Annotated in this window: 16 protein-coding genes and 3 pseudogenes; 15 read left to right on the top strand and 4 right to left on the bottom strand. The window is 62.3% G+C overall.

Annotation, left to right across the window (positions count from 1 at the left end):
* Positions 1–81 precede the first annotated feature (81 nt).
* The gene (locus tag ACVWY3_RS37110; RefSeq protein ID WP_456842873.1) at positions 82–549 is read left to right on the top strand and encodes a hypothetical protein; all 468 of its coding nucleotides are present in this window, start codon (positions 82–84) and stop codon (positions 547–549) included.
* 341 nt (positions 550–890) lie between these two features.
* Here ACVWY3_RS37110 and ACVWY3_RS37115 read toward each other — a convergent pair whose 3' ends face one another.
* The 3 genes from ACVWY3_RS37115 to ACVWY3_RS37125 all read right to left on the bottom strand — a co-directional run bounded on the left by ACVWY3_RS37115 (position 891) and on the right by ACVWY3_RS37125 (position 4,081).
* Positions 891–1,157: a hypothetical protein gene (locus ACVWY3_RS37115; RefSeq protein WP_456842874.1), complete on the bottom strand. Its 267-nt coding sequence runs from the start codon at positions 1,155–1,157 to the stop codon at positions 891–893.
* 431 nt (positions 1,158–1,588) lie between these two features.
* Positions 1,589–1,804, bottom strand: coding sequence for a hypothetical protein (locus ACVWY3_RS37120; RefSeq protein WP_456842875.1), 216 nt, complete (start codon positions 1,802–1,804; stop codon positions 1,589–1,591).
* Positions 1,805–2,218: 414 nt separating this feature from the next.
* The gene (locus tag ACVWY3_RS37125; RefSeq protein ID WP_456837107.1) at positions 2,219–4,081 is read right to left on the bottom strand and encodes a reverse transcriptase domain-containing protein; all 1,863 of its coding nucleotides are present in this window, start codon (positions 4,079–4,081) and stop codon (positions 2,219–2,221) included.
* Between the two features lie 1,583 nt (positions 4,082–5,664).
* On the opposite strand from ACVWY3_RS37125, the gene ACVWY3_RS37130 reads away from it, so the two are divergent.
* From ACVWY3_RS37130 to ACVWY3_RS37175, 10 genes and pseudogenes are all read left to right on the top strand, one after another.
* Positions 5,665–6,612, top strand: a complete 948-nt coding sequence (locus ACVWY3_RS37130) for an ArdC family protein (protein WP_456842876.1) — start codon at positions 5,665–5,667, stop codon at positions 6,610–6,612.
* 126 nt (positions 6,613–6,738) lie between these two features.
* Positions 6,739–8,833: pseudogene (locus ACVWY3_RS37135) on the top strand (ParB/RepB/Spo0J family partition protein).
* Between the two features lie 183 nt (positions 8,834–9,016).
* Positions 9,017–10,576, top strand: a pseudogene (locus tag ACVWY3_RS37140) (strawberry notch family protein); the annotation flags it as partial.
* Between the two features lie 98 nt (positions 10,577–10,674).
* A complete protein-coding gene (locus ACVWY3_RS37145) occupies positions 10,675–11,736 on the top strand; it encodes a DUF7146 domain-containing protein (protein ID WP_456842877.1) in 1,062 nt (353 codons plus the stop codon).
* Positions 11,737–12,070: 334 nt separating this feature from the next.
* Positions 12,071–12,994: a DUF2493 domain-containing protein gene (locus tag ACVWY3_RS37150; protein WP_456837109.1), complete on the top strand. Its 924-nt coding sequence runs from the start codon at positions 12,071–12,073 to the stop codon at positions 12,992–12,994.
* A gap of 1,157 nt (positions 12,995–14,151) precedes the next feature.
* Positions 14,152–14,472: a DUF736 domain-containing protein gene (locus tag ACVWY3_RS37155; protein WP_456842878.1), complete on the top strand. Its 321-nt coding sequence runs from the start codon at positions 14,152–14,154 to the stop codon at positions 14,470–14,472.
* 174 nt (positions 14,473–14,646) lie between these two features.
* Complete coding sequence (locus ACVWY3_RS37160) at positions 14,647–14,841, top strand: transcriptional regulator domain-containing protein (RefSeq protein ID WP_456842879.1); 195 nt, start codon at positions 14,647–14,649, stop codon at positions 14,839–14,841.
* A 303-nt stretch (positions 14,842–15,144) separates the two neighbouring features.
* Positions 15,145–15,406: pseudogene (locus ACVWY3_RS37165) on the top strand (DUF2285 domain-containing protein).
* A gap of 131 nt (positions 15,407–15,537) precedes the next feature.
* Positions 15,538–15,819 (top strand): helix-turn-helix transcriptional regulator, encoded by a 282-nt coding sequence (locus ACVWY3_RS37170; RefSeq protein ID WP_456842880.1) that lies wholly within the window; start codon positions 15,538–15,540, stop codon positions 15,817–15,819.
* A 22-nt stretch (positions 15,820–15,841) separates the two neighbouring features.
* On the top strand, positions 15,842–16,723 hold the full coding sequence (locus tag ACVWY3_RS37175) for a replication initiator protein A (protein WP_456842881.1): 882 nt from the start codon (positions 15,842–15,844) through the stop codon (positions 16,721–16,723).
* A gap of 587 nt (positions 16,724–17,310) precedes the next feature.
* On the opposite strand, the gene ACVWY3_RS37180 is transcribed toward ACVWY3_RS37175, so the two are convergent.
* Positions 17,311–18,357 (bottom strand): IS110 family RNA-guided transposase, encoded by a 1,047-nt coding sequence (locus tag ACVWY3_RS37180; RefSeq protein WP_456842882.1) that lies wholly within the window; start codon positions 18,355–18,357, stop codon positions 17,311–17,313.
* 278 nt (positions 18,358–18,635) lie between these two features.
* Between ACVWY3_RS37180 and ACVWY3_RS37185 the strand changes: the two genes are divergently transcribed.
* The 4 genes from ACVWY3_RS37185 to ACVWY3_RS37200 all read left to right on the top strand — a co-directional run bounded on the left by ACVWY3_RS37185 (position 18,636) and on the right by ACVWY3_RS37200 (position 22,594).
* Positions 18,636–19,100, top strand: a complete 465-nt coding sequence (locus ACVWY3_RS37185) for a DUF2840 domain-containing protein (RefSeq protein WP_456842883.1) — start codon at positions 18,636–18,638, stop codon at positions 19,098–19,100.
* Entirely contained in the window at positions 19,097–19,609 is a 513-nt protein-coding gene (locus ACVWY3_RS37190) for a S26 family signal peptidase (protein ID WP_456842884.1), read from the top strand. The genes ACVWY3_RS37185 and ACVWY3_RS37190 overlap by 4 nt, the downstream gene beginning before the upstream one ends.
* A gap of 2 nt (positions 19,610–19,611) precedes the next feature.
* Complete coding sequence (locus tag ACVWY3_RS37195; protein WP_456842885.1) at positions 19,612–20,430, top strand: lytic transglycosylase domain-containing protein; 819 nt, start codon at positions 19,612–19,614, stop codon at positions 20,428–20,430.
* Positions 20,431–20,830: 400 nt separating this feature from the next.
* Entirely contained in the window at positions 20,831–22,594 is a 1,764-nt protein-coding gene (locus ACVWY3_RS37200) for a relaxase/mobilization nuclease domain-containing protein (RefSeq protein ID WP_456842886.1), read from the top strand.
* The last annotated feature ends 10 nt before the right edge of the window (positions 22,595–22,604 follow it).

Genomic DNA, 22,604 nt, shown 5'->3' on the forward strand with positions numbered 1-22,604 from the left:
TGTCTATGGGAACGGAGTTGGTCGTCCAGCTTTCCCCAATGGCAAGCAGCGCAATGCTGGGGAAGGTTGGAGGAGATTTCAATGAGAGCGACGGCACGGGCGATCGCATTTGCATTCGCAGCCTCCGCATCGGCGGTCTCGGCGCAACCGGTCAGATGGACGACCTACAGCATCCCTCAGACCGGCACCTCGGTCGATTTCCCGTCCTCGATATTCACCGAGGAGGCGGGCCGACCGGACGGATATGGCCAGCGCTTCCGGACCGCCGACGGCCGCGCCGACATTACGATACAAGCAGCCCCCAACGTCGCCAAGGATTCGCCGGCTGCCTTCCTCGCCAAGAAGGGTCCACCGTCGCGCATTCAGTACAAGCGAGTGACGCGTCGCTTCTTCGCAGTCTCCAGCTACAAGGGCGACAAGGTCTGGTACGACCGCTGCAACTTCGTCGGCCAGATGGTTCATTGCGTGCTGATCAATTATCCTGCCAGCGAGGAGCACGATTGGGACGACATCGTCAGGCGCATCAGCCTGTCACTTCGCAGCAGGTAGTAGTCCGAATCGGCGTGCCGCTTTGATCGGAGCGACCATGCCGACCCAGGGCCCGATGCTCCACAGGATGGCCTGACGCTTCCGGAGACTTGGGGAGACATCAGCCTTCATGACCCCGGATTCCTACGGTTCGAGCGCTCCGGGATCGTTTACCATCCGCGATTATATTTCAGCCCATGAACGTCGAGTACGACCCCGAGCGTGAGGCGCTGGCGGCGATGAAGCTCGCCGCGCAAGCCGATGGAGCCGAACGGCAGAGATGGATCAACGCCGCATTGGCGTTGGCTCGAACTCACTCGTCTGCGGGCATCGTTCGGCCGCGAGCCGCGAGAAGAGACGGCCTAGTCGTCGGAGGCGCACTCCGGACAGGAATCGCCGATCGAATCCAGAACATCGCGGATCTCGGCGACAGCCTCCTCCGGAGACAAGCCGGTCGGCGAATCCTGACGTGCGATGTCGAAGGCTCGCTCGCGCGCGTGCGGGTCCCCACGGTCCTGCATCCACCCGTGCTCCTCGCACTCGCGGACGGCGCCTGCCTCCTGCAGCACTTGGATCGCCCAGCCGCGCAGCGTCCTGATCGCCGGTCGTCGTTCCTTCGTCATCAGCATCGAGATCGCTCCTGCGGACGAATCCTTCCGCCCCCCTGCTCGTTCCGGGCGGTTAGCACGGGTCAGGGATTCGCGATCCGCGGGACTGGAGTTTGTCCCCGTGTTCCGTATTGCCTGTGAAAAAAGCCAGGATCTGCCCGGCCGCGACGTTCGCTGTTCCAGAAGCGATCGAACACCACCTGAAAGGAAGCCTCTTGGATCGGATGAAGGATTCCGCTCACCGTGGCCCTAATGCAACTTGCCGCGGAGCTTCTTGATGATCTCACGCAGCTCGGCGGCGTACTCCTCGATTACCCGGCGCGCCTCGGATAAGGGCGAGGGTCTGACATCCCTGTTATCGGTCTGTTGGTCGGAGTGGGGCATACCTTACGGTCTGCTGCGCAATTTCGTTGCGCTTGACGCATATCAAGGTCGCGCGCCAACCGAGCAGATTAGATCCCCAATTCTCTGCGGATCGTATCTCTGTGCTCGACATGAGAAGCCCGAAGCAGCCGAAACGTGGCGAGTAGGTCCAAGGCTAAGTCGGTCGAGCGGCCGGAACGTTCCAGTCCATCAATGATTTCGATCTGACGGGCGATATGCTTATCGCTGAGCGCAACGTGGCGCTCAGCTTGAGCAAGGTGTTCTCGGATCAGCCGCAGGTCCATGCATGGAACCATACGGCCAACGGATGCCGAACACTAGGTATTTGGCGAGGACTGAAATCCTTGAGTCCGGTAAGCGACGCGCGTCGAATTAAAGCGCGGGATTTTCGTAAGACGTCGGGCTTCGGCGACAGGTTGCTGACGTATAGGTTGACGATGCGGGACAGCGCGCTGATCGCGGCCTGATTGGTGGTGATCGAGCAAAGGTTACACATTCAGGCTCTCGGACGCATGGCGGGCTCGCTGCGAGAGCTGTAGCCGTGTCGCCGGAGGTCGGCGATCGGCCTTGGCGTGCGCGTGCGGCCAGGGCCGCACCGGGCTCTCGTGAACCGAGCCGCTTTGCGTCTCGGTAGGGTAGGCGCGGGATACCTCGTCGAGGATATCCCTACGCCTCCCCCCAAACCGTGCGGGCACTTTTCAATGCACACGGCTTTCCATACGCGCATGCGCTCGACCGGAGACTGTTGCGCGGCATGACGGACACAGGACGATGGTCTTGCGCCGCCAACCGGACTGTTTCCAAACCGTCAGCGATCCGCCTCGCAGGTCTCCAACGCGGCGGAGGTGATGCATCTCAAATGGTCCGGTCCTATCACCGCACGCTTCGCACCTGCGAGCGTTGAGGCGATCGATCAGATCATTTGGGCTTTTGACCCACCACGCCCCTGCCGTGACGTAGTCCACCACAGGACTCGTCCAGTAGGTCTGGGTCAGATGCTTCAGTCTCCACAGCTTGATACTGCGAAGTTTACCACGGACCACGGAGCTGACTTCGTAGTCCGTACCCTTCCACAGACGTGCCATGGTTCTCGCTCTCGTCGTCCGATGTCGCATCGCGAGCGTCTTCACAAGGCTGCGGAACACAACAAGCTCCAACAGTCCCAAGGCGCTTTTGAAGTCATCGGCAAACGAATGGTAGTTCGCAAAACCACGGAACTCTGAGTTATAGGCGAGGACGGTTGCGACATCGCTTGTGACCAAGAACTGCTCGCGAGGACGGCCGGTCTTTCTGGTGAGATCGCCATAGCCGTGTCGCTTGCAGAACGCGGTAACCTCCCTGCGCGGCACTCGCAAACTGACATTACCGGTGGTCGGCCGGCGTACCACGCGCCATGCCCGCCCATCCGGCCCCGTGCGGTTGGATTTGCGTCCAGCCCCATAGGATGTGTATGTCGAGATGCGATAGCTGAGGAAGGTCACTCCCTTTGAAGCGGCATGAACTCCACTTTTCTCGGGCGATACGGCGAGCTTCAAGGCCTGCGTCAGGAACTGTTCGACGCGAGCCATGATCTCACACGCTTCCCGCTTGCTCCCGATTACGCCGATGAGGAAGTCGTCGGCGTAGCGGCAGTAACGGAGCCTTTTGAAGTTGGGGTCCATAGGATCGACGGACGGCACTTTCCGTCTCTCCTTGTTGACGGCTTTGATCTCTGCAAATGCAGCGTCGATCTCGGCCTGTTCCGCGCCGTCGGCACGGAGCCGTTCAATTTTCCGGCGGAGACTGAGGACGCGCCGTTCCAGCGCCGCGTAGCGCGGGAATGGACGTCGGTCGCGGCCTTTGTCGAAGTCCGCCTTCATCGTCTGCATGTGCTGGTCCAGCTCGTGCAGATAGATGTTAGCGAGCAGGGGCGAGACAACGCCGCCCTGTGGCGTGCCACTGTAAGTGCGTCCGTAGACCCAATCTTCCATGTAACCTGCTTTGAGCATTCCTTCGATCAGAGCGATGAACCTATCGTCATCGATCCGATTCTTTAGAAGCCCAAGAAGAATGTCATGGTCGATGTTGTCGAAGAACCCACGCACATCCACTTCGACCAGCCACTTGCAGCCCGTCCAGGTCTTCTTGATGGACTTGAGTGCGGTATGACAGGATCGTCTCGGGCGGAACCCATGCGACTCATCGAGGAACACAGGTTCGTAGATCGCCTCGAGCAGAATCCTGACCGCCTCCTGAACGAGCCGGTCTTCCACCGTTGGGATACCCAGCGGTCGTGTTTTGCCGTTGTCCTTTGGGATATAGACCCGCCGGACTGGTCGGAAGCGATAAGTGCCATCCGCTACGCGCCTGGCGATGTCAGCGAGCTTCGCCAGCGACATGCCGTCGAAGGTCTTGCCATCTACACCGGGCGTCAGGGCTCCCTTGTTGCGGGAGACCTTTTCGTAGGCCCACTCGAAGAGATGCGGAGATCTCATCAGGCGGTGAAGGCCATTTACGCGCTTACCCGACCGCGACAAAGTCGGCAGTGATTCAATTCTTCTCTGGATGGTAGCGGCCTGCATCAGCAGAACCTCTCCGTCGAAGAATCTCTTCTACGCATACTGCAAATGCCGTTTTTAGCGGCATCGTCCTTCCCCCGATCGGAGGCGCTTTCGGTCCGGTCACCCGGCCTTATACGCATGATCGTCCACCTTGCGGTGGCTGTCCCAGCCATTACGCCGGGCATTTGAGTACTATGACGGCTCCGTCGCCATACAGGTTCTTGAAAGAGCCTGCTGCAGGCGATCCCGTAGTTGCGTGTGTAGGAAGTTGCGGTGTGTTTAGGTGTCCCCTTCGTCTCCTTGACCCACGGATAGTGGTCGTCCCACGCGGACTGGTGGCGGATCGCACTGGCCGGTGCGATCTGCCCCGCGTGGCATAGCGTGTCAGCCGCGTTCGCTACGGCCAGCCCTTTGGCAACTGGAAACTGGGATTCAGGCAATACAGCTTTCACCATGCACACCTTACTCTGTGCTCTCCATCAGGCTGCGGCGCTCGATTTCGAGACGTTTCCCGGCATGCTTTGGTCCCGTTCTCCTTTCGGAGTTTCAGTCGTTTCCGACACCGGTAAGCCGGGCAAGTAAGAGCCATAACCAGCAGGCTCCATTCTTTCGAACACTCCCTTCTTCTCCACGCCTCAACGGCGCACGCCTTGCGGCTTCGATCCCTCGCGCACGAGCAGATCGCGCCCCCGCGGGGCAGAAACGAAAAACCGGACCTTTATGCAGCAGCCACCTGCACAAAGGTCCGGCCTTAGCTTAGCGTGCCGCGATACCAAACGGCTGCAAAGGACGCTTCATATCCTTTGGAAGGTCTCGCTTTTCATCCGGGTTGCGACCCGGAGGCGGCAATATATCAGTCGCCGATACGATTACTTCTTTTTCTTTGAAGTCTTCTTTGCCACCTTCTTGGTAGCTGCCTTCGCGGTCTTCTTTGCCTTCTTCGCTTTCTTGGCCATGTCGTCCTCTTTAAGAATTGGCTCTCAGTGAACATGCCCACGCCGTGCATAGACATGCACACGAGTGAGACGTTATCACAAAAGCAAAATTGATACCAAGGCGACGTAAATCCGCATTGAGTCGCTCGCCGGAGGCACTCGCCCTCGGGCCCGCCGTCATTGCATGCCGGCGTCGCTATCACTGCCCTTCGGGTCGGGTGCCTTTTTAACCGGTCTCGCGACTGCACTCGGTCCCGGGTCCCGCCGCTACGCGTCGGCGCTATGCTGACCCTCCTGCGGGTGCCTCTTAGCCGGGTCTCGCGACCCTTAGTGGTCTCCGCTTCGCTCCGCCCACACGCTTCTCTTCTATATTAATGACGGGAGACGAGCACCTCAGGCACAAAGCTTCCCCCTCCACCACCTCGCCGCTCAGACGTCGCGGGCCGTCAGACGGGTAGGGCGCGGCGCGATTCATGATCTTCGGCATCGAGCCGAAGGTTATAAAGACGGGCCGACACGTGGCCCACTCGGTTTGAACTCTACCGCGTGTGCAACTCTCTTCCAGCTGTGCGCTGCCATCGAGATTGAGAGTGAGAGTGCGGACCGGGTTCGTCGTGACAGGTCAAAGGTCGGGAGAGAGGCTTCCGGCGCCTGTCGCGGAGAGCCGCGATGTCCAGACACACACGAGCTCGCGTTGGCGATGGCCGGGCGAGCCTTTACACTGAAATCACCGACAAGATCATCGCAGAACTGGAGGCGGGCCGTATCCCTTGGGTGCAGCCATGGGGAACGGCGGCGATCAAGGCGCCGCTCGCCATGCCGCGCAATGCTTCGACGCTACGCAATTATTCCGGAATTAACGTGCTGATTTTGTGGGGTGCCGTTTTTGAGTGCGGCTTCTCCAGCCAGAGCTGGCTGACCTTTCGTCAGGCGCTCGGGCTCGGCGGCCATGTCAGGAAGGGAGAGCGAGGTACGACCGTTGTCTACGCGGATCGCTTCATTCCCGAGGACGAGCGTCGGCGTACCGCAGAGACCGGAGAGGAGCCGGGCACGATTCCGTTTCTCAAGCGCTTCACCGTTTTCAACATTGAGCAATGCGCCGGCTTACCCGAGGACGTTGCTGGCTCGGTCGTCCCGCCGCCACCGGATCAGATCGAACCGCAGGCGGAAGCGCTGATCGCCGCAACCGGCGCCGACTTCCGCATTGGCGGGGTGCGCGCTTACTACAATATGACCAGCGATTTTGTGCAGGTGCCGCCGCCGGCAGCGTATTTCGAGCCGATCAACTGGCATCGGACCGCGTTCCACGAACTGTCGCATTGGAGCGGAGCTGCTTCCCGGCTTGGTCGTGACCTCTCGGGCTCGTTCGGCTCCAAATCTTACGCGCGCGAGGAACTGGTCGCCGAGATGGCAGGTGCGTTCGTCTGCGCTTCACTTGGCATCGTGCCGACCGTGCGCCACGCCGACTATATCGGCTCCTGGCTGGAGGTGCTGCGTGAAGACAACCGCGCAGTTGTACGGGCGGCGAGCGCGGCGTCGAAGGCCGCCGATTTCCTGCTCGGCTTTCAGCAACGGCCGATCGCCTACTTCGACGAGGGCGACGAGGAGGCCGCCTAATGCGTCCGCCGGCTGTTTCGGCTGCCTTCGCGGCGGGGCCTCAGAGAGTGAGAGGACGGGCGGTGCAGTTCGTGACGGGTTGGAGGTCGAGAGAGTCTTTCGGCCGCCCGTCGCGGAGAATCCGACATGGCTAGCGCCGTTCAGAAGATCAAACTCAGTCCATCCCGGGACATTCCGTTCAACAAGCTGGTCTTGAGCCAGTCCAATGTTCGCAAGGTCAAGGCCGGCGTCTCTATCGAGCAACTGGCCGAGAGCATTGCGCAGCGTACCTTGCTACAAAGCCTCAGCGCCCGTGCCATCGTCGATGCCGACGGCATGGAAACCGGCATGTTCGAGGTTCCTGCGGGCGGGCGGCGGTACCGCGCTCTTGAACTGTTAGTGAAGCAGAAGCGCATGGCGAAGACCAAAACGGTCCCCTGTGTGATCAGGGATGCCGGTATCGCTGAGGACGACTCGCTCGCGGAAAACGACGAGCGTATCGGCCTGCATCCACTCGATCAATTCCGCGCGTTCCAGATCCTCCGTGATGGCGGCATGAACGAAGAGGAGATCGCCGCACGGCATTTCGTGGCGCCAGCGATCGTCAAGCAGCGCCTGCGCCTGGCGTCGGTCTCGCCAAAGCTGCACGACGTCTATGCCGAAGATAGCATGACGCTCGAGCAGCTCATGGCGTTCTCGGTCCCAGCCGAGCACGCGCGCCAGGAGCAAGTCTGGGAGAACGTCAGCCGCTCCAGCTATGACGAGCATTACCAGACCCGCCGGCTGCTCACTGAGAACATCGTGAGCGGGTCCGATCGCCGAGTGCAGTTTGTGGGCCTCGATACCTATCAGCACGCGGGTGGCGGCGTTCTGCGGGATCTGTTCGAGCACGACGACGGCGGCTGGCTTCAGGACGTCGTGTTGCTCGACCGCCTCGTAACCGAAAACCTCAAAGCCGAGGCTGAGATGATTGCCGCCGAAGGTTGGAAGTGGATATCGGTCGCCGTGAGTTCCCCTACGGTCACACCCAAGGCCTAAGAGAAATCGAGCGCAGACCTGCCGATCTCTCGCCTGAGGAGCAGGCGACCTTCGATGCGCTGAGCGCCGAGCAGGCCAAGCTCGAAGATGCCGACGAATTGCCCGACGAAGTCGATCAACGTCTCGGCGAAATCGAGTCGGCACTGGCCGCACTTGAAGACCGGCCGATGCTTTACGAAGCGACCGACATCGCCCGAGCTGGTGTCTTCATCAGCATCGATTCCGAAGGACGCCTCCCCGTGGACCGGGGTTACGTCCGGCCAGAGGACGAGATTCAGGCAACTGATCCTGATGGCGCCGAAACGTCGTCGGCCAAGGGTCAAGAAGAGGGCCCCTCCGTCCAGCGCACGATCATCGCAGTCGCAGGTGGTGCGGCTGATGCCGAAGAGGATGATGGGGACGCCGCCAAGCCTCTGCCGGATCGGCTGATCGCCGAGCTGACGGCGCATCGGACGCTGGCGTTGCGGGATGCGTTGGCAGAGAAACCTGCGATTGCGTTCCAAGCAGTGCTGCATAACTTCGTGCTGACGTCCTTTTACCGGTTCGCGTCGTCCGGACCTGTCTTGAGATCAGCCTTCGCACACCGAACTTTCCCACCCAAGCTCCGGGGCTGAGGGAGAGCATCTCGGCCAAAGCTGTCGAGGCGCGGCATGAGGACTGGAAGGCGCGGTTGCCGAAGAGCGAGAACGATCTTTGGGATGCGCTGACGGCTCTCGATGGTGGTGCACAAGCATCGCTGTCCGCCCACTGTGCATCATTTGCGGCCAACGCCGTCTATGAACCGGCCAACCGCTACAATCAGGGCCGCGTCTCCGCCCATGGCATTCGCACGCGTCTCGACCAGGCTGATGTGCTGGCGCGCGCGGTCGGGCTCGACATGGTGCAGGCTGGCTGGCGACCGACTGTCGACAACTATCTCGGCCGGATCACCAAGTCTCGTATTCTGGAGGCCGTGCGGGAAGCCAAGGGCGAGTCGTCGGCGCAAATAATCGATCATCTGAAGAAGGCCGACATGGCCAAGGAGGCCAAGCGTCTTCTGGATTGCTCGGGCTGGTTGCCGGAGCCTCTCCGTCCGATCGATTCCGATACGGCACCAGTGGCTCAGGACGGCGAAGCGGGCCCGCTGCCCGAGTCCCTCGCCGACGAGGAGGATTCGGAAATCGTCAGCGATGATGATCCGCGACAACTCGATGCGGCTGAGTGACATCATGTGGCGGGACGGCTGAAGCTGTCCTGCGATTGTTCGGGGACCTGTGTGCAGCGCCGGTCCCCATTTTATGCCCCAGGTCTGAGAGGGAGAGCCGAGCCGGGAAGGGTTTGAGCCGTCGAGGTCAGAGGAGAGCGCCTGGCGGTTCGACCCTTCCTGCTCTCCGAAAGAAATCCTGCCATGACCGAATCTCTCGCTGGCGGCGCTGCCGCCGCGCCGCTTTCGTTGCGCGCCGCTGCAACTTTTACCTCCGCTGCTGTCAGGGCCGCGCGACAGCTCCTGGCCGAGCTCGGACGCGGCCGGCGCATCGATGCCGCTGTTCTGCGTAGCGCCATGGAGGCTGCCTTCGGCGCCGCCGACGCGACCGGCGCCTGGAACTGGAAGACCGCCTATGATGTCTGCGAGGCGGCAGCCGTTCTGTTTCTTTGCAAGTTCGGACCGGCCATGCGGGCCAGGGCTGGCGCGACGGCTGCCATGCTGCCGATGCGCGCGAAGATCGCGAGCTGTTTGCCGACCCATACGCGGCGTTCCGAGGACAGCCAGGCGCTTCAGCGATTCTCGACGCCGATCCCCCTTGCGCTACCCCTCGTCACGGCGGCCGCGGTCGACGTCATTAGACACCGCGCGAAGTCGCGGTCGACCGGCGCCGTTGCGCCTCGCTCATCGTCCTCTTCGATCAGCGCAGCGCCAGAAGGCGTTGAACTTGCATTCGAGGTGGCCGAATGGTCGCCGCCGGAAGGCGTCCGGCTGACCGATGCGCTTTACCGGGAGGACGGATTGCAGTCGATCCATATCCCGGGATCGCGCATGCATCCGACGATACTCGTGCAGTCCGCGGCAATGGCGTCCGTCGCGCCACCGAAGCCGACCTATCGTCCGCACCTGCCATCGAGCCTGGTGGCGGATGGACTTCTGTCGAACGCGCAGCTCGAGAGCGTGATCTATGCCGGCGAAGCGCATTCCGAGTTTCTCGCGGGCTCCTGGACGGTCGACGCCACTTTTGAAGTTGTGGCTGCCGCGCGCGACGACGCGGAGAATGCCATCCGCTTTCGCCGCGGCTGGTTCTTGGGGGATGGCACCGGGGCGGGCAAGGGACGGCAGGTCACCGGCATCCTGCTCGACAACTGGCTCAAGGGCAGCCGCTGGGCGGTCTGGATCAGCAAGTCCGACAAGCTGATTGAGGAGGCGCAGCCCGACTGGTCGGCGCTGGGCATGGAGCGATTGCTTGTTACGCCTCTGTGCCGATTTAGCCGGGACACCCCGATCCGGCTTTCGGAAGGCATCCTATTTACCACCTACGCCACGCTACGGACCGACGAGCGCGGCGAAAAGCTTTCGCGCGTCAGGCAGATCGTTGAATGGTTGGGCTCGGACTTCGACGGAGTGATCGTCTTCGACGAGAGCCACGCCATACAGAATGCGGTCGGAGGCAGGGCCGAGCGCGGCGACCAGGCGGCCTCTCAGCAGGGGCGCGCGGGCTTGAGGCTTCAGCACGCCTTGCCGAATGCACGCGTGGTTTATGTGTCAGCGACCGGGGCCACCACGGTTCATAACCTCGCTTATGCCCAACGCGTCGGCCTTTGGGGCGGCGCCGACTTCCCGTTCGCCACACGCGTCGAGCTCGTCGAAGCGATCGAGCAGGGCGGCGTCGCGGCCATGGAGGTGCTGGCGCGCGACCTCACGATGCGCGACCGTCTCCGGGCTTACGGCCTCTTTGGGGAGATCATCTCCTGGAAGCTCCGCATATTCGTGCCTACGGACTCGAGCGGCGTCGAGATCCTGTCGAGGGTGCTCGGCACCTATCCAGTGGCGCGCATCAGTGCGCGGGAGGCCGCGTGATGCCCCACGATGCTTCCGAACTGGCACGCCGCCTCGCGCGCGAGGCCGAGGCGGTGTGCCGACACTATCTCTCCAATGGCAAGCGGGCGGGTCGGTATTGGGTGGTCGGCGACGTCCACAACACGCCGGGCCGCTCGTTGTTCGTGCGTCTCCAGGAAACGCCGAAGGGCGCCGCCGGCAAGTGGACCGATGCTGCAACCGGCGAACATGGCGATCTCCTCGACGTCATCCGCGAGAGTCTGACGTTGCGAGACTTTCGCGAGGTCGCCGAGGAGGCGAGGCGGTTTCTGAAACTGCCTCGTCTGGAGCCGCAGCTGGCTCCGAAACCCCTTCATCCAGGTGTAGTGGCCGGATCGCAGCAAGCTGCCCGTCGGCTCTTTGCAATATCCAGCCGAATCGAAGGGACGCTAGCCGAGACGTACTTGCAGCGCCGGGGGATAACCCGCATCAACCATGGTGGCAGCTTGCGCTTCCATCCTCGTTGCTACTATCGACCGGACGAGCATTCGCCGACAGAAACCTGGCCGGCGATGATAGCCTCCGTCACGGGCCGCGATGGACAGATCACTGGCGTACACCGCACCTGGCTTGATCCAGACGGCTTTGATCGCGTGCGGCTCGGCAAGGCTCCGATCGAGACGCCGCGACGCGCCATGGGAAACTTGCTCGGCAACGCCGTTCGTTTCGGTGTGGTCGATGACGTGCTCGGCGCCGGCGAGGGGATCGAGACCATGCTGTCACTTCGTTACGCGTTGCCGACCTTGCCGATGGCGGCTGCGCTTTCGGCTAATCACCTCGCAGCCATGTTGCTGCCGTCTGGCCTGCGTCGGCTCTACATCGCCCGCGATAACGATGCTGCCGGAGATGCCGTACAGGCTATCCTTACCAAGTGCGCTGAAGCCATCGGCATTGAAGCGATCCCGCTGTCGCCTCGACTGGGCGACTTCAACGAAGATCTGCATATCTTCGGGATTGATGCTCTCCGCGCACGCCTGCGGCTTCAACTCGTACCAGAGGACGTCGCGCGCTTCCTGCATTCTCCGGCGCTCGCCGGGGAATAGCCCTGGCGCTTCGACCGGCTTCGAGATCGGTCGGGCCGAGGTCAATGCCGGGAGAGACGCGACCACGGCCTTCTAGAGGGCGATCGGACGGCAAGCGGCTCGGGCCGGCAATGGCTGCGTTCGGCTATTTTCCGCCGCGCGCCGGAGACGCGAAGGCACATAAGCCATCTGGGAGCGCGCTTTGCATCGCGAAGCAAAATAGCCGGTCTTCGCCATCCTTCGCTGCGCTTCGGCCCTCCGCTCTGCTCCGGGTTCTGGCCCGTTCCGCCTGCCGTCTGAGTGATCGCCACGAAGGCCGCGATGGTCGCGGTCAATTCGGCAAAGGACCTCCCCGATGACCGACCACGACGATATTGAACCGCCGTACGCGATATCTCCGACCGACCACGCTATCACCGAATTGCAGCTCTTGGGGTACCGCCCGTTCGACGAGCAGCCCGATCCACGGCCGCTTCCCGACGGCAAAATCGTTGCTGGCGCGGTTATTGACATCTTTGATGCCCTGGTCGCGGCGTTGAGCGACACTCGGCTCGAGCCGGACCTCGACGATCTGCTCTGGTCGACTGTCAACCTGTTCCATCGTGCCGTCGACCGCATCGAACGCCAACTCGACGGCAACGAACTGGCGCAGCAGAAGAGCCAGCGCGAGCAGGACGGCTCCGAAGTTCGATCAGTCGAACTTGAGCGCGTGACGGCGGAAGGCATCACACTGATCGAGCGCCGCAATTGCCTGGAGCTCTTCCGCGACCAAGCCATCGAGCGCTTTGAGACTCAAACCGGCACATTCTGGCGCCCCCGATCAGGATCGCTGGTGAGCTACCGCACGCTGACCGCAGCTATGATTGACTCTCGCGACTTCATCTCGGCCAAGCGTCGCGCCGAGACCGAGGTCCTGTTGCCGTCAGGGCCAAAGATCGCACTCACCGGCGGGCTCGACTTCAACGACCACCACCTGATCTGGGATCGTCTCGATAAGGTTCACGCCAAGCATCCCGACATGGTCCTGCTCCATGGCGGGTCGCCGAAAGGGGCCGAACTGATCGCCTCCAAATGGGCGACGACCCGCAAGGTGCCCCAGATCGCTTTCAAGCCCGACTGGACGAAGCATGCCAAGGCAGCGCCCTTCAAGCGCAACGATGCCATGCTCGAACTCCTGCCGATCGGCGTCATGCACTTCCCGGGCACGGGAATCCAGGACAATCTCGCCGACAAGGCAAGGCGGCTCGGCATTCCCGTCTGGAGGTTCGGCGGCGCGTGAGCGCCGTCTCCTCGACTCCAAGCCATCGGGGCGAAATTGCTCACGCCGCAACTCCGCCTCCTTTCTCAGATCCAGAGTTGCGCCGTGGTGGTGGTGGAAGGCGCGACTGGTCGATATGTGCACATGGAGCCACCACCATGCTCACCCTTGGGCTTGTTCTCAAGACACTCGGCATCGGCCTATTCTGCTGGGCGATTTTCGCGCTCGCAGTGTATGCCCTGTCGCACTGAGTAGCGGGATCGCGGCGTTTCAGAGCGGCGCCGGCCTCGTTGGCGCGCTGCTTATCGCGACGGCCGGCGTTCGCTGACGCTCGTCCTCGGCCAGGTCGCCGTCGATATTACCCGGTCATTGCTCTTGCGCATCGCGATCGCGACGGCATTCGCTGTTCCCGCCGCCGCCGCCGCTGGCTATCATGTGGTGTCGCCCTGTCCCAGATCGGGGGGCCTTCGCTGGGTTGGCGTGAGGTCTTCGCTTGCCTGGGCGCGGTTTGCATTGGCGTCACGTCATGGACGCGCTTGATGGTTTTGGCGGAGCCCCGCCCGTCGGAGCCGGGCGGGGTGGTGGAGAAGCCGTCCTAAGCAGTTCTTACGGCCGCATTGACCGAGCGATGATCGTTTCCCGCCTTCATCGTCGAACAGGTGTGCGTAAATCGGCGTGGTGAGCGGGAGATGCTCGAAACCTGAGCGCGAGAGAGGCAGTCCTCCTCGGAAGTCCTCAATCCAGCCGTCGGCATTCGGCCTAGCCCACGCAGCCGCGGCGGAGCGGTGTTACCTCGATCCGTTCTTGAGAGACGATACCGCCCTTTGCAGGAGATTGTTTCTCTTTCTGCGCCAAATCGTTCCGACCTCTTGTTCGTCAAAACCAAGATAGCCACGCTTCTCCGTAAGATTGTGGTTCAGCACGCGGACGCACGTCGCCTCGTTGATGGCTTGATCTGGCCAAAGACCGGCTTCGCCTCGATCGTCTGAGCCGCAACGTCGTTGATGCGACTTTCTTCCCCTGGGCTTCGCCCATTCCTCGCGAGACAAGAAAGTCGCCACAACGACGTCCTCCGCTGCGCTCCGGCCCGAGTCGGGTGCGTCGCCGATCGTCCTCGGCCCTAGATCGCCATCGAGGCCGCGATGGTCGCGGGCTCGAAACATAACAGGAGAAGTAACATGGCTAACATCGGTTCTTTCAAGAAGGTCGGCAACGATTTCCAGGGCGAGATCGTCACCCTGAGCCTGCAAGCCAAGGGGGTCCGCATCGTCGCCGAGACCAACCGGTCCAACGACAACGCTCCCAGCCACCGCATCTATGTGGGTCGCGCGGAGATCGGTGCGGCCTGGTCGAAGCGATCGGAAGAGGGCCGCGACTACCTCTCGCTCAAGCTCGATGATCCCTCGTTCAACGCGCCGATCTACGCAAGCCTGTTCGACGACGAGGGCGGAGAAGGCTACACCCTGCTCTGGTCGCGCCCGCGCAAGACCGGCGACTAAGAGCGCCCCACCAAGCCCCGTCCGGTCCGCCGGGCGGGGCGCTTCGCGGACAGCCTGAAGCGGCTTACGATTTGCTAAGCCGTGCAGCCTTTTTGAGCAGGTCCCCCGGTTCGACCCCCAATGCTTCAGCAATTGCCCGAATCCTTTTTAGCTGAGTGCAATGGGGTGGAAGCAATGCCTGAATTCGACTGGCGGTCGCCGGATTCCTACAAGAGCCTACAAGACGCGGAAGTCACCGACATCGCCTGGGAATGTCTTCGTCGTAAGGCCGACTATCGGCGTGAGTACGAGGTGATGATTGCCAACAGTCCGAACGGCGAAGTGACTGACGCATTCAGGAGGAAATGGGGCATCTGCTTTCGCCCATGACCCACAGGGGTCGTTCGACCAGAAGACGATCTTTTGGGCGCCCGAGGTTCTAGGGCGGTCGTTCCGGTCAAGGTTGCCTCGACCGCCGATCGCAGTTCAGCGTCTCAGCCGCTGCTTGACCTTGCAGCAGGTCAGGAGCGCCGCACTGTCGACGGCTGGTGCGCCGTGCTGCGCATCGGTGCGGTAGATCACCGCGTCTGTTCCAAAGAGCCGCCGGTGCTCGACTCGAAATACGCAGCCGAACTGCCGTTTGATGGCGATTTCGGCGCGCGCGCCTATGCAGCCCGACGGCTGTGGCGCGCGATGAATGGTCGCGGGCCAGGTCCGGCATTTCACACACTGTCCAAACAGCGGCGCGAACGTCTGAGCGCCGCGATGCGCGCGCTCGATGCGCATAGCGCCGGCGGTAGCTATCGCGTTATCGCCGAAGCGCTGTTCGGCAAAAAGCGCATCCCCGAAGACGCATGATCTGCGCAATCGAACGATCCGCCTGGTACAAGGCGGCATCGCGTTGATGCGCGATGGTTACCGCAAACTCCTGCGGCCCGGGCGCAAGGACGAGTAGCGCAGTCCCAAGGGTGCCGAAAATCGCTCCCTCAAGATTCGGCATCCCCCTCCGAGATCCTGCCCCTCCATGATGACCGCACAGCCGCCGGCCTAGCCGAGCGTAGTGCGATGTCCTCCTGGAGCTCTCAAATGTCCGATCCGATGGCCGGTCTTCCCCCGCGCTTCCTGCGTACACCTGAGGCCGCGCGCTATCTTGGCTTGTCAGGTCGCACGCTCGAGAAGCACCGCACATACGGCACCGGACCGACGTATCGGAAGATCGGCGGACGTGTCGTCTACGCCGTCGATGATCTGAAAGCGTGGGCCGATCGCGGCGCCAAGACGTCGACCTCCGACCCCGGGAAGGGGACCGTGCTGCCGGCCAAGAAGCACCCAGTGCTGCGCCCTTATGCGGGCCAGGAACGTCGCTGATTGCCGCGTGAGAGCAGTGACCATGCGGCGCAGACACAATTCCGAGCGCGAGCAGCTTGAGCTCTTTCGGGCGCTGCCCGGTGATCTTGCGCCCCGCGACGCGCAGGATCTGATGGCATATCCGTTCTTCTCGCTCGCAAAGACCAAGCGGATCGTGCCGATCGATTTCCGAGCCGGCGCGATCGCAATTCGTGTCGAAGCCGTGCCGGAACATGGCATGGCGACGATCTGGGATGCGGATGTTCTGATCTGGGCCGCGTCTCAGATCGTTGTAGCCCGTGACGCCGGCTTGAAGACGTCGCGCCTGATGGCTGCAACGCCTTACGAGATTTTGACGTTCGTGGGTCGCGGCACCAGCGCACGTGACTATGACCGCCTGAAGGCTGCTCTTGACAGACTTCAGTCAACGACCGTGCTGACGTCGATCCGCCAGCCGGCAGAGCGGCGACGACATCGCTTCTCCTGGATCAACGAGTGGAAGGAGACGTCCGATGCAAACGGACGTCCGTTCGGACTCGAGCTGATCCTGCCGGATTGGTTCTACGCGGGCGTCATCGATGACGCGCTCGTGCTGACGATCGACCGTGCCTATTTCGAGCTCACAGGCGGGCTTGAGCGGTGGCTGTACCGGCTCGTGCGCAAGCACGGTGGGCACCAGGACGGCGGCTGGAGTTTTGATCTTGGGCACCTCCATGCCAAGTCCGGCATCCTCTCGCCGCTCAAGCACTTTGCTTACGACGTGCGCCAGATCGTTCAGCGCCAGACATTGCCCGGCTATCAGCTCGTGCTGACGCGCGACCCGAACGGCATCGATCTGCTGAACTTCACGCCAACGCCTGTTGCTCCCTTAACGGCCCGCCTGCGTCGGCGCGGTCTCCTTCAAATTCGAAAGGACAACCTGTGAATCAGCTCGTGCTATCGCGGACCGCAACCCTCGTGCTATCGGGGACCCGACTCTCGTGCTATCGAGGACCGGAATCGGACTTAAGAGGTTGTTTCTCCGCGTTTTCTAGCCGCTCTAACTTTACTAACATACTGACACTAACTTCTTGTTGTGAATCAGTACGTTGTGAACAAGTCGGCCGCGCGTGCTTTGAGGATGCCTCATGCATCCACTCTCTCACGCGCAAAGCTTCGCTGCAATACGATTGTTGTCGCCAATGCACGCGCGCCAACGCGATCGCGCGCAAATCTGCGCGATCGTTGACGTCGACATCATCACCTGATGCGCGCCACGTCCTTTTGCGGCCACTCGCTCGTCGAGGAGAACGCGCTAATATCCGTGGTTGGCGCGATGGCCACCACAAGCCAGAATCTGAGGAATGGGCGGTCAGGCTAACCTGCGTCGTGCATGATGGCTTCAATCGCCTGCATGAAGCCGCCGGCAAGAAAAGTTGCGATCTCACCCACATCCCCGTCTCCTCGGGAGACGCTGCTCCGCCGTGGCGGAAGGAAAAGGCGCGCGTGGAAGCGGCCGGGTTGCGGAGGCCCTTACATCACCGCAGCGACCCGGCCGCGCTTGCCGCCGGCGCCAAATCGGAAGGTGGTGCCATCGATCCAGATGTGCAGCAGCACGGCGAGCGCGCGCGCTACCGCGGTTGCCGCGCGCTTCAGACCCTTCTTCCTGGCCAGCCGCAGGCCCCACAGTCGCAGCTTGAAATTCTTCGGAATGCGCGTGAGAATCGCGATCGCCGCCTCGTACAGCATCGCCCGCGTCAGCTCGTCGCCGCATTTGGAGATGCCGCCGATGCGATCGGTCTGTCCGGATTGATAACGCCGCGGCGTCAGGCCGAAATGTGCGCCGACATTGGTCGACTTCCTGAATCGCGCCGGATCGCCGACAGTGGCGCGGAAGGTCAGCGCCACCAGTGCGCCAACACCGGGCACCGTCATCATCCGCCGCACGGCATTGTCGCTCCGCGCCGCTGCCAGCGCGAGGCGCTGCAGCTTTGCCAGCTGCAGCCGCATGGCAGCTCGGGCGTCCAGCAACGGTGCGACAAGGGCCTCCAAATCCCTCTTCCCGGCCACGATCTCGCGCACCCGCGCGTCAAAGCGGCCGACGGAGATCTCGCCGACCTTGAGGCCGAACGGGCGCAACAGGCCGCGGATCATGTTCTCCATGTCGAGCACCTTGCCGAGCAGCGCCTTGCGCCCGACGAGCAGCGCGCGGAGCATCTGCGCGCCCTCCGACTTGACGTGGACGGCACGGAACCAGCCGGTCCCCATCATCTGGGCGATGCCCTTGGAGTCATTCCTATCGGTCTTGTTCAGCATCGCGTTCAGCGCCGCCTTGGCATGCCGGGTCTCAATGCAAATCACCGGCAGGCCCTTTTCGGAAAGCGCCGTGAACAGCCAGGCCGAGTAGGAGAACGCTTCCAGGCCGACGCGCTTCAGGTGGATGCCCCGTTCCGCCAAAAACAGCTCGATCGCGTCCGGATCGGTCTCGAGTTTCACCTCCCGGACGGCCTGGCCGTCGCCATCGACCACGCAAACGTTTGTCGCCTCCAGCGACACGTCGAGCCCTGCATAGAAGTCCATCGTTCGCCTCCACCGCCGATCGCCGGAACGCACCGCGCGTTCCGTTCGCGAATCGTTGTGAGGCATCATCGCCGCAATGCGGCCGCCGAGGGGACACCGGTCAGTACCCCGGCTAACCAGAAATCCTTCGGATTTCTTCTAACACACCTGGCCAAAAGCGAACATGGCGACGCTCGGCAACGGCAGTCCGAGAGTCCAGCCTCGCTTTGCAGGCCATACACATTCTCCACCGAGCCTCAAGCTCACGGCTGCCAGCTCCAGTGTCGGGGAGTCGCCGCATGAGCGATCACACGGAAGTGGAAGTGTTGTGGCTCGAGAAGCGGATCGAAAACCGCATTCGGTTTGGTCGCGTCGTCAAGGAACGGAAGCTTGATCGCCATCGGCGCGTCCTGTCATTTGCGCCCGGCAGCATCTTTGCCTTCGTCCGTTGGACCTCCAATGATTTTGGCACGATCATTTCTCGCATCGACATCTTGCGAGCGGTCGCACCGGGACAGCGCTGCTCGACCGTGCCATATGTGACACCCGGCGGAGAGATTTTGCTGCGTCTCTCAGGTTGGTCGAAAGTCGAGCGCGTGCTGCAGATGATCGATGCCATTGAGGCGCTCGCCATCGATCCGGTTGATGTTGCGCCCGATCATTGGCACCACGTTCATAACCGCCTGTCCGTCAACGAAAACCCACGTTCCTACACGAAAGCGCGCCATCAGGCCTGGCTTCATCGCCAAAAGGTGATGCGATGAGGGGCCGCCTCATGATGGTGGCCGCGACGATTGGGCTCGCTGCTGCGCTCATTGCGACGATCGTCCTGGAGCCGCTTCCGCTTTACATCTGGAACGCATCCGCGAGCGTGCCGATCGGTCTCTACCGCCTCCGACCGGCGGACCAATTCCAAGTCACTGAATTGGTCGCCGTGCAGCCGCCGGAGCCGCTCGCAACCTTGCTCGACCTTAACGGCTATTTGCCCATTGGAGTCCCCATGCTGAAGCGCGTGCTCGCCCTTCCTGGGCAGACCGTTTGCAGAACCGGCCTCACGATTTCGGTCGATGACGTCTCGGTGGGCGAGGCGAGGGATCGCGACGGACGTGGGCGGCCATTGCCGAAATGGCAGGGCTGCCGTGTCATCGGAGACGGCGAGCTGTTTCTGATGAACTGGCAGTCCGGCGACTCCCTGGATGGCCGATATTTCGGATTCTTGCCTGCGTCGGCGGTGATCGGCCGTGCGCTGCCCGTATGGACGTGGGAGGAGTGATCGTGCGTGTTCCCCGCTCCAACCCCGCCATTCCTCTGTTCGATCGATTGCGGGGCCATTCCTGCATTCCGATCCAGGTCTGTAAGGCCGGCGCGAGCGCGACAGCACGCTTGGCTCAGTTGGGCGCGTGTGTTTGTGCTGTCCTGCCCGTGCTGCTTCTTCTGACCGCGTCCGACAGTGCTGCTTTGGCCCAGAGCGCATCAGCCGGACGTCAGACACCTAACTCGTTTGCAAGCTTCATCAACGAAGCTTCACAACGTTTTGCTATTCCGCCGAACTGGATCCGATCAGTCCAAAGCATCGAGAGTGCTGGTGACGTGCGCGCCAGATCGCCGAAAGGCGCAATGGGCCTGATGCAAATCATGCCAGCGACCTGGGCGGAACTTCGCGAGCGCTACAATCTCGGGAACGACCCCTACGACCCGCGTGACAATATTCTGGCCGGCACGGCCTACTTGCGCGAACTGCTCGATCGGTATGGCGCGCCTGGCGTGTTTGCCGCGTACAACGCGGGACCAACTCGCTATGAAGAGCATCTCGCAGGCGGCTCTTTGCCAGAGGAGACGCGAGCCTACGTTGCAAAGCTTGCAAATCTGCTTGCCATCGAACTCCCGCCGAGGTGGACATCCAGCGGACAGGCATCAGCAGTTGCGACGCTGTTTGTCAGGCGATCCGATCTCATGAAAACGCTCGACCGGTTACCGGCGCTCATGCCGTCGAGCGGCGTCACGACCGCAATCTCGGCGCCCGATGTTTCGCCCATGGTGCCTCGGCCAATTGGCATGTTCGTCCCTCGATCGCATTCGGGAGCATCGCAATGACCAAGTGTGCGGGTTCGCAAGCCGATGGCGTATGGGCGATGCCTTCGGCCCGCGCTCTACTCGTCGCTTCGCTCCTCACCGAGCCACCCTTCGGGTGTCTCGGCCCTTCGGGTAACGATCGCTATCGCAAGCGCTCGGAAGCAGTGGGGGCTTCGCGAGTTGGCTGCCAATTTGCGGCGGCTCTTTCGGGAACCGGCGAGCGCGAGACCACGAACACGACTAGCGACCGGGAGACCAGGCGAGATAAAAGGGGCTCGCCGGTCGAACCGCAAGCCATTGGCATGGCTTGGGTTCTGGCGTGCCGGTCGGTCGGGACGCGTGCCGCGCCTTGCATTTTGACGAATGTAATCAAGGGCGTTTTCAGCACCGTGTGGGTGTTTAATCGTTTGGAGGCCATGCCGTGAGCGTGCGCGACAGCGATCTGCGTATTCGGCCCGGGCGCATCCGCAGTACCCGCGCGCCGAAGCAAAAGAGCTTTATCAACCAGGTGCTGCGCGCCGCGAAGAAAGCCGGACACACCTCGGGTCAGGTCGTGGCCAGCAGGCGTTCTGCGTCCTATGGGCGCTCGACGTTTGGCCGCGGGCGCCTCGCCTTCAGCCGCGCCAGATTGTTCAGCCCGACACGGCGTGTCATGGTGAAGGCGCGCGTGGTTCGTCACAAAGGACGGGCCTTCCGTTCAGCACCATTGACCGCCCATCTCTCATATCTGAAGCGCGACGGCGTGACCCGGAGTGGTGAGCGGGCCGAGATGTTCGATGCCGGCAGCGACCGCGCCGATAGCGCGGCTTTCGCAGAACGGTGCAAGGACGACCGGCATCATTTCCGGTTCATCGTCTCCCCCGAGGACGCCGGCGATATGACCGACTTGAAGGCCTTTACCCGCGATCTCGCCAAGCAAATGGAGATCGATCTCGGCACACGGCTCGATTGGGTTGCTGTCGATCATTGGAATACCGACAATCCTCACGTCCATCTTCTGGTTCGGGGAGTAGATGAGGAAGGGGCGGATCTCGTCATGTCCCGCGACTATATCAGCCGGGGCCTGCGTTCACGCGCCGAGGAACTGGTTGCCATTGAACTCGGTCCAAAACCTGAGCACGAGATCCGCAATTCGCTGGAGAGGGAAGTCACTGCGGAGCGATGGACGCGGCTCGATCGGGAAATCCGGCTGGCGGCAGATGAGACCGGCACTATCGATCTTCGCCCACAGAATCATGGCAAGTCCGATCCCGAGATCCGGCGCCTGATGGTCGGCCGCCTTCAACACCTGGAGAAGATGGGCCTTGCTGTCTCCGCCGGGCCGGGGGAGTGGATGGTCGGGCTCGAGGCCGAGCGCAGCTTGCGCGACCTTGGCATGCGCGGCGACATCATCAAGACCATGCACCGCGCTTTTACCGAGCGTGGTGAAGCGCGCGGCATTGCCGACTTCGTCATCGAGGGTGGACAGCCGACGTCCCAAATCATCGGACGGCTGGTCGGCCGTGGATTGCATGACGAACTGACTGGCGAGGCCTACGCCTTGATCGACGGAACAGACGGACGTGCACACCACGTGCGCTTCCGCGGGATCGAGGCCTTCGACCACGCACCGCCGGTCGGGGGCATCGTCGAAGTCCGACGCTTCGGTCAGGCCGGCGATCCGCGGACGACCGTGGTGCTGGCCATCCGCTCTGACCTCGATCTAGCCGAGCAGGTCACCGCGAAGGGCGCAACCTGGCTCGACTACAGGCTGGTCGAACGCGACCCCATGCCGCTGGCCATGGGCGGATTCGGCCGCGAGACCCGCGACGCCATGGGAGCCCGTACCGAGCATCTGATCCAGAAGGGCCTGGCACGGCGGCAGGGCCAACGCGTCATCTTGCAGCGGGACCTCCTGAACACGTTGCGCCGGCGTGAGGTGGAGGAGGTGGCAGCAAAAGTCTCGGCCGACACCAGCCTCCCTTACGTGAAGCCTGACTCCGGGGAGCATGTGGCGGGCACGTATCGCCAGCGTCTGACGCTCGCCTCGGGACGCTTCGCCATGATCGACAATGGGCTCGGCTTCCAGCTCGTGCCCTGGTCGCGCGAACTCGAAAAGCGCCTCGGCCAACATGTCACCGGCGTCGTGAAGGACGGCGGTGGCATCGAATGGGGCTTTGGTCGGAAGCGCGACCTTGGCCTCTAGCAATCTCGCT

This window comes from Bradyrhizobium sp. USDA 4486 (assembly GCF_054057995.1).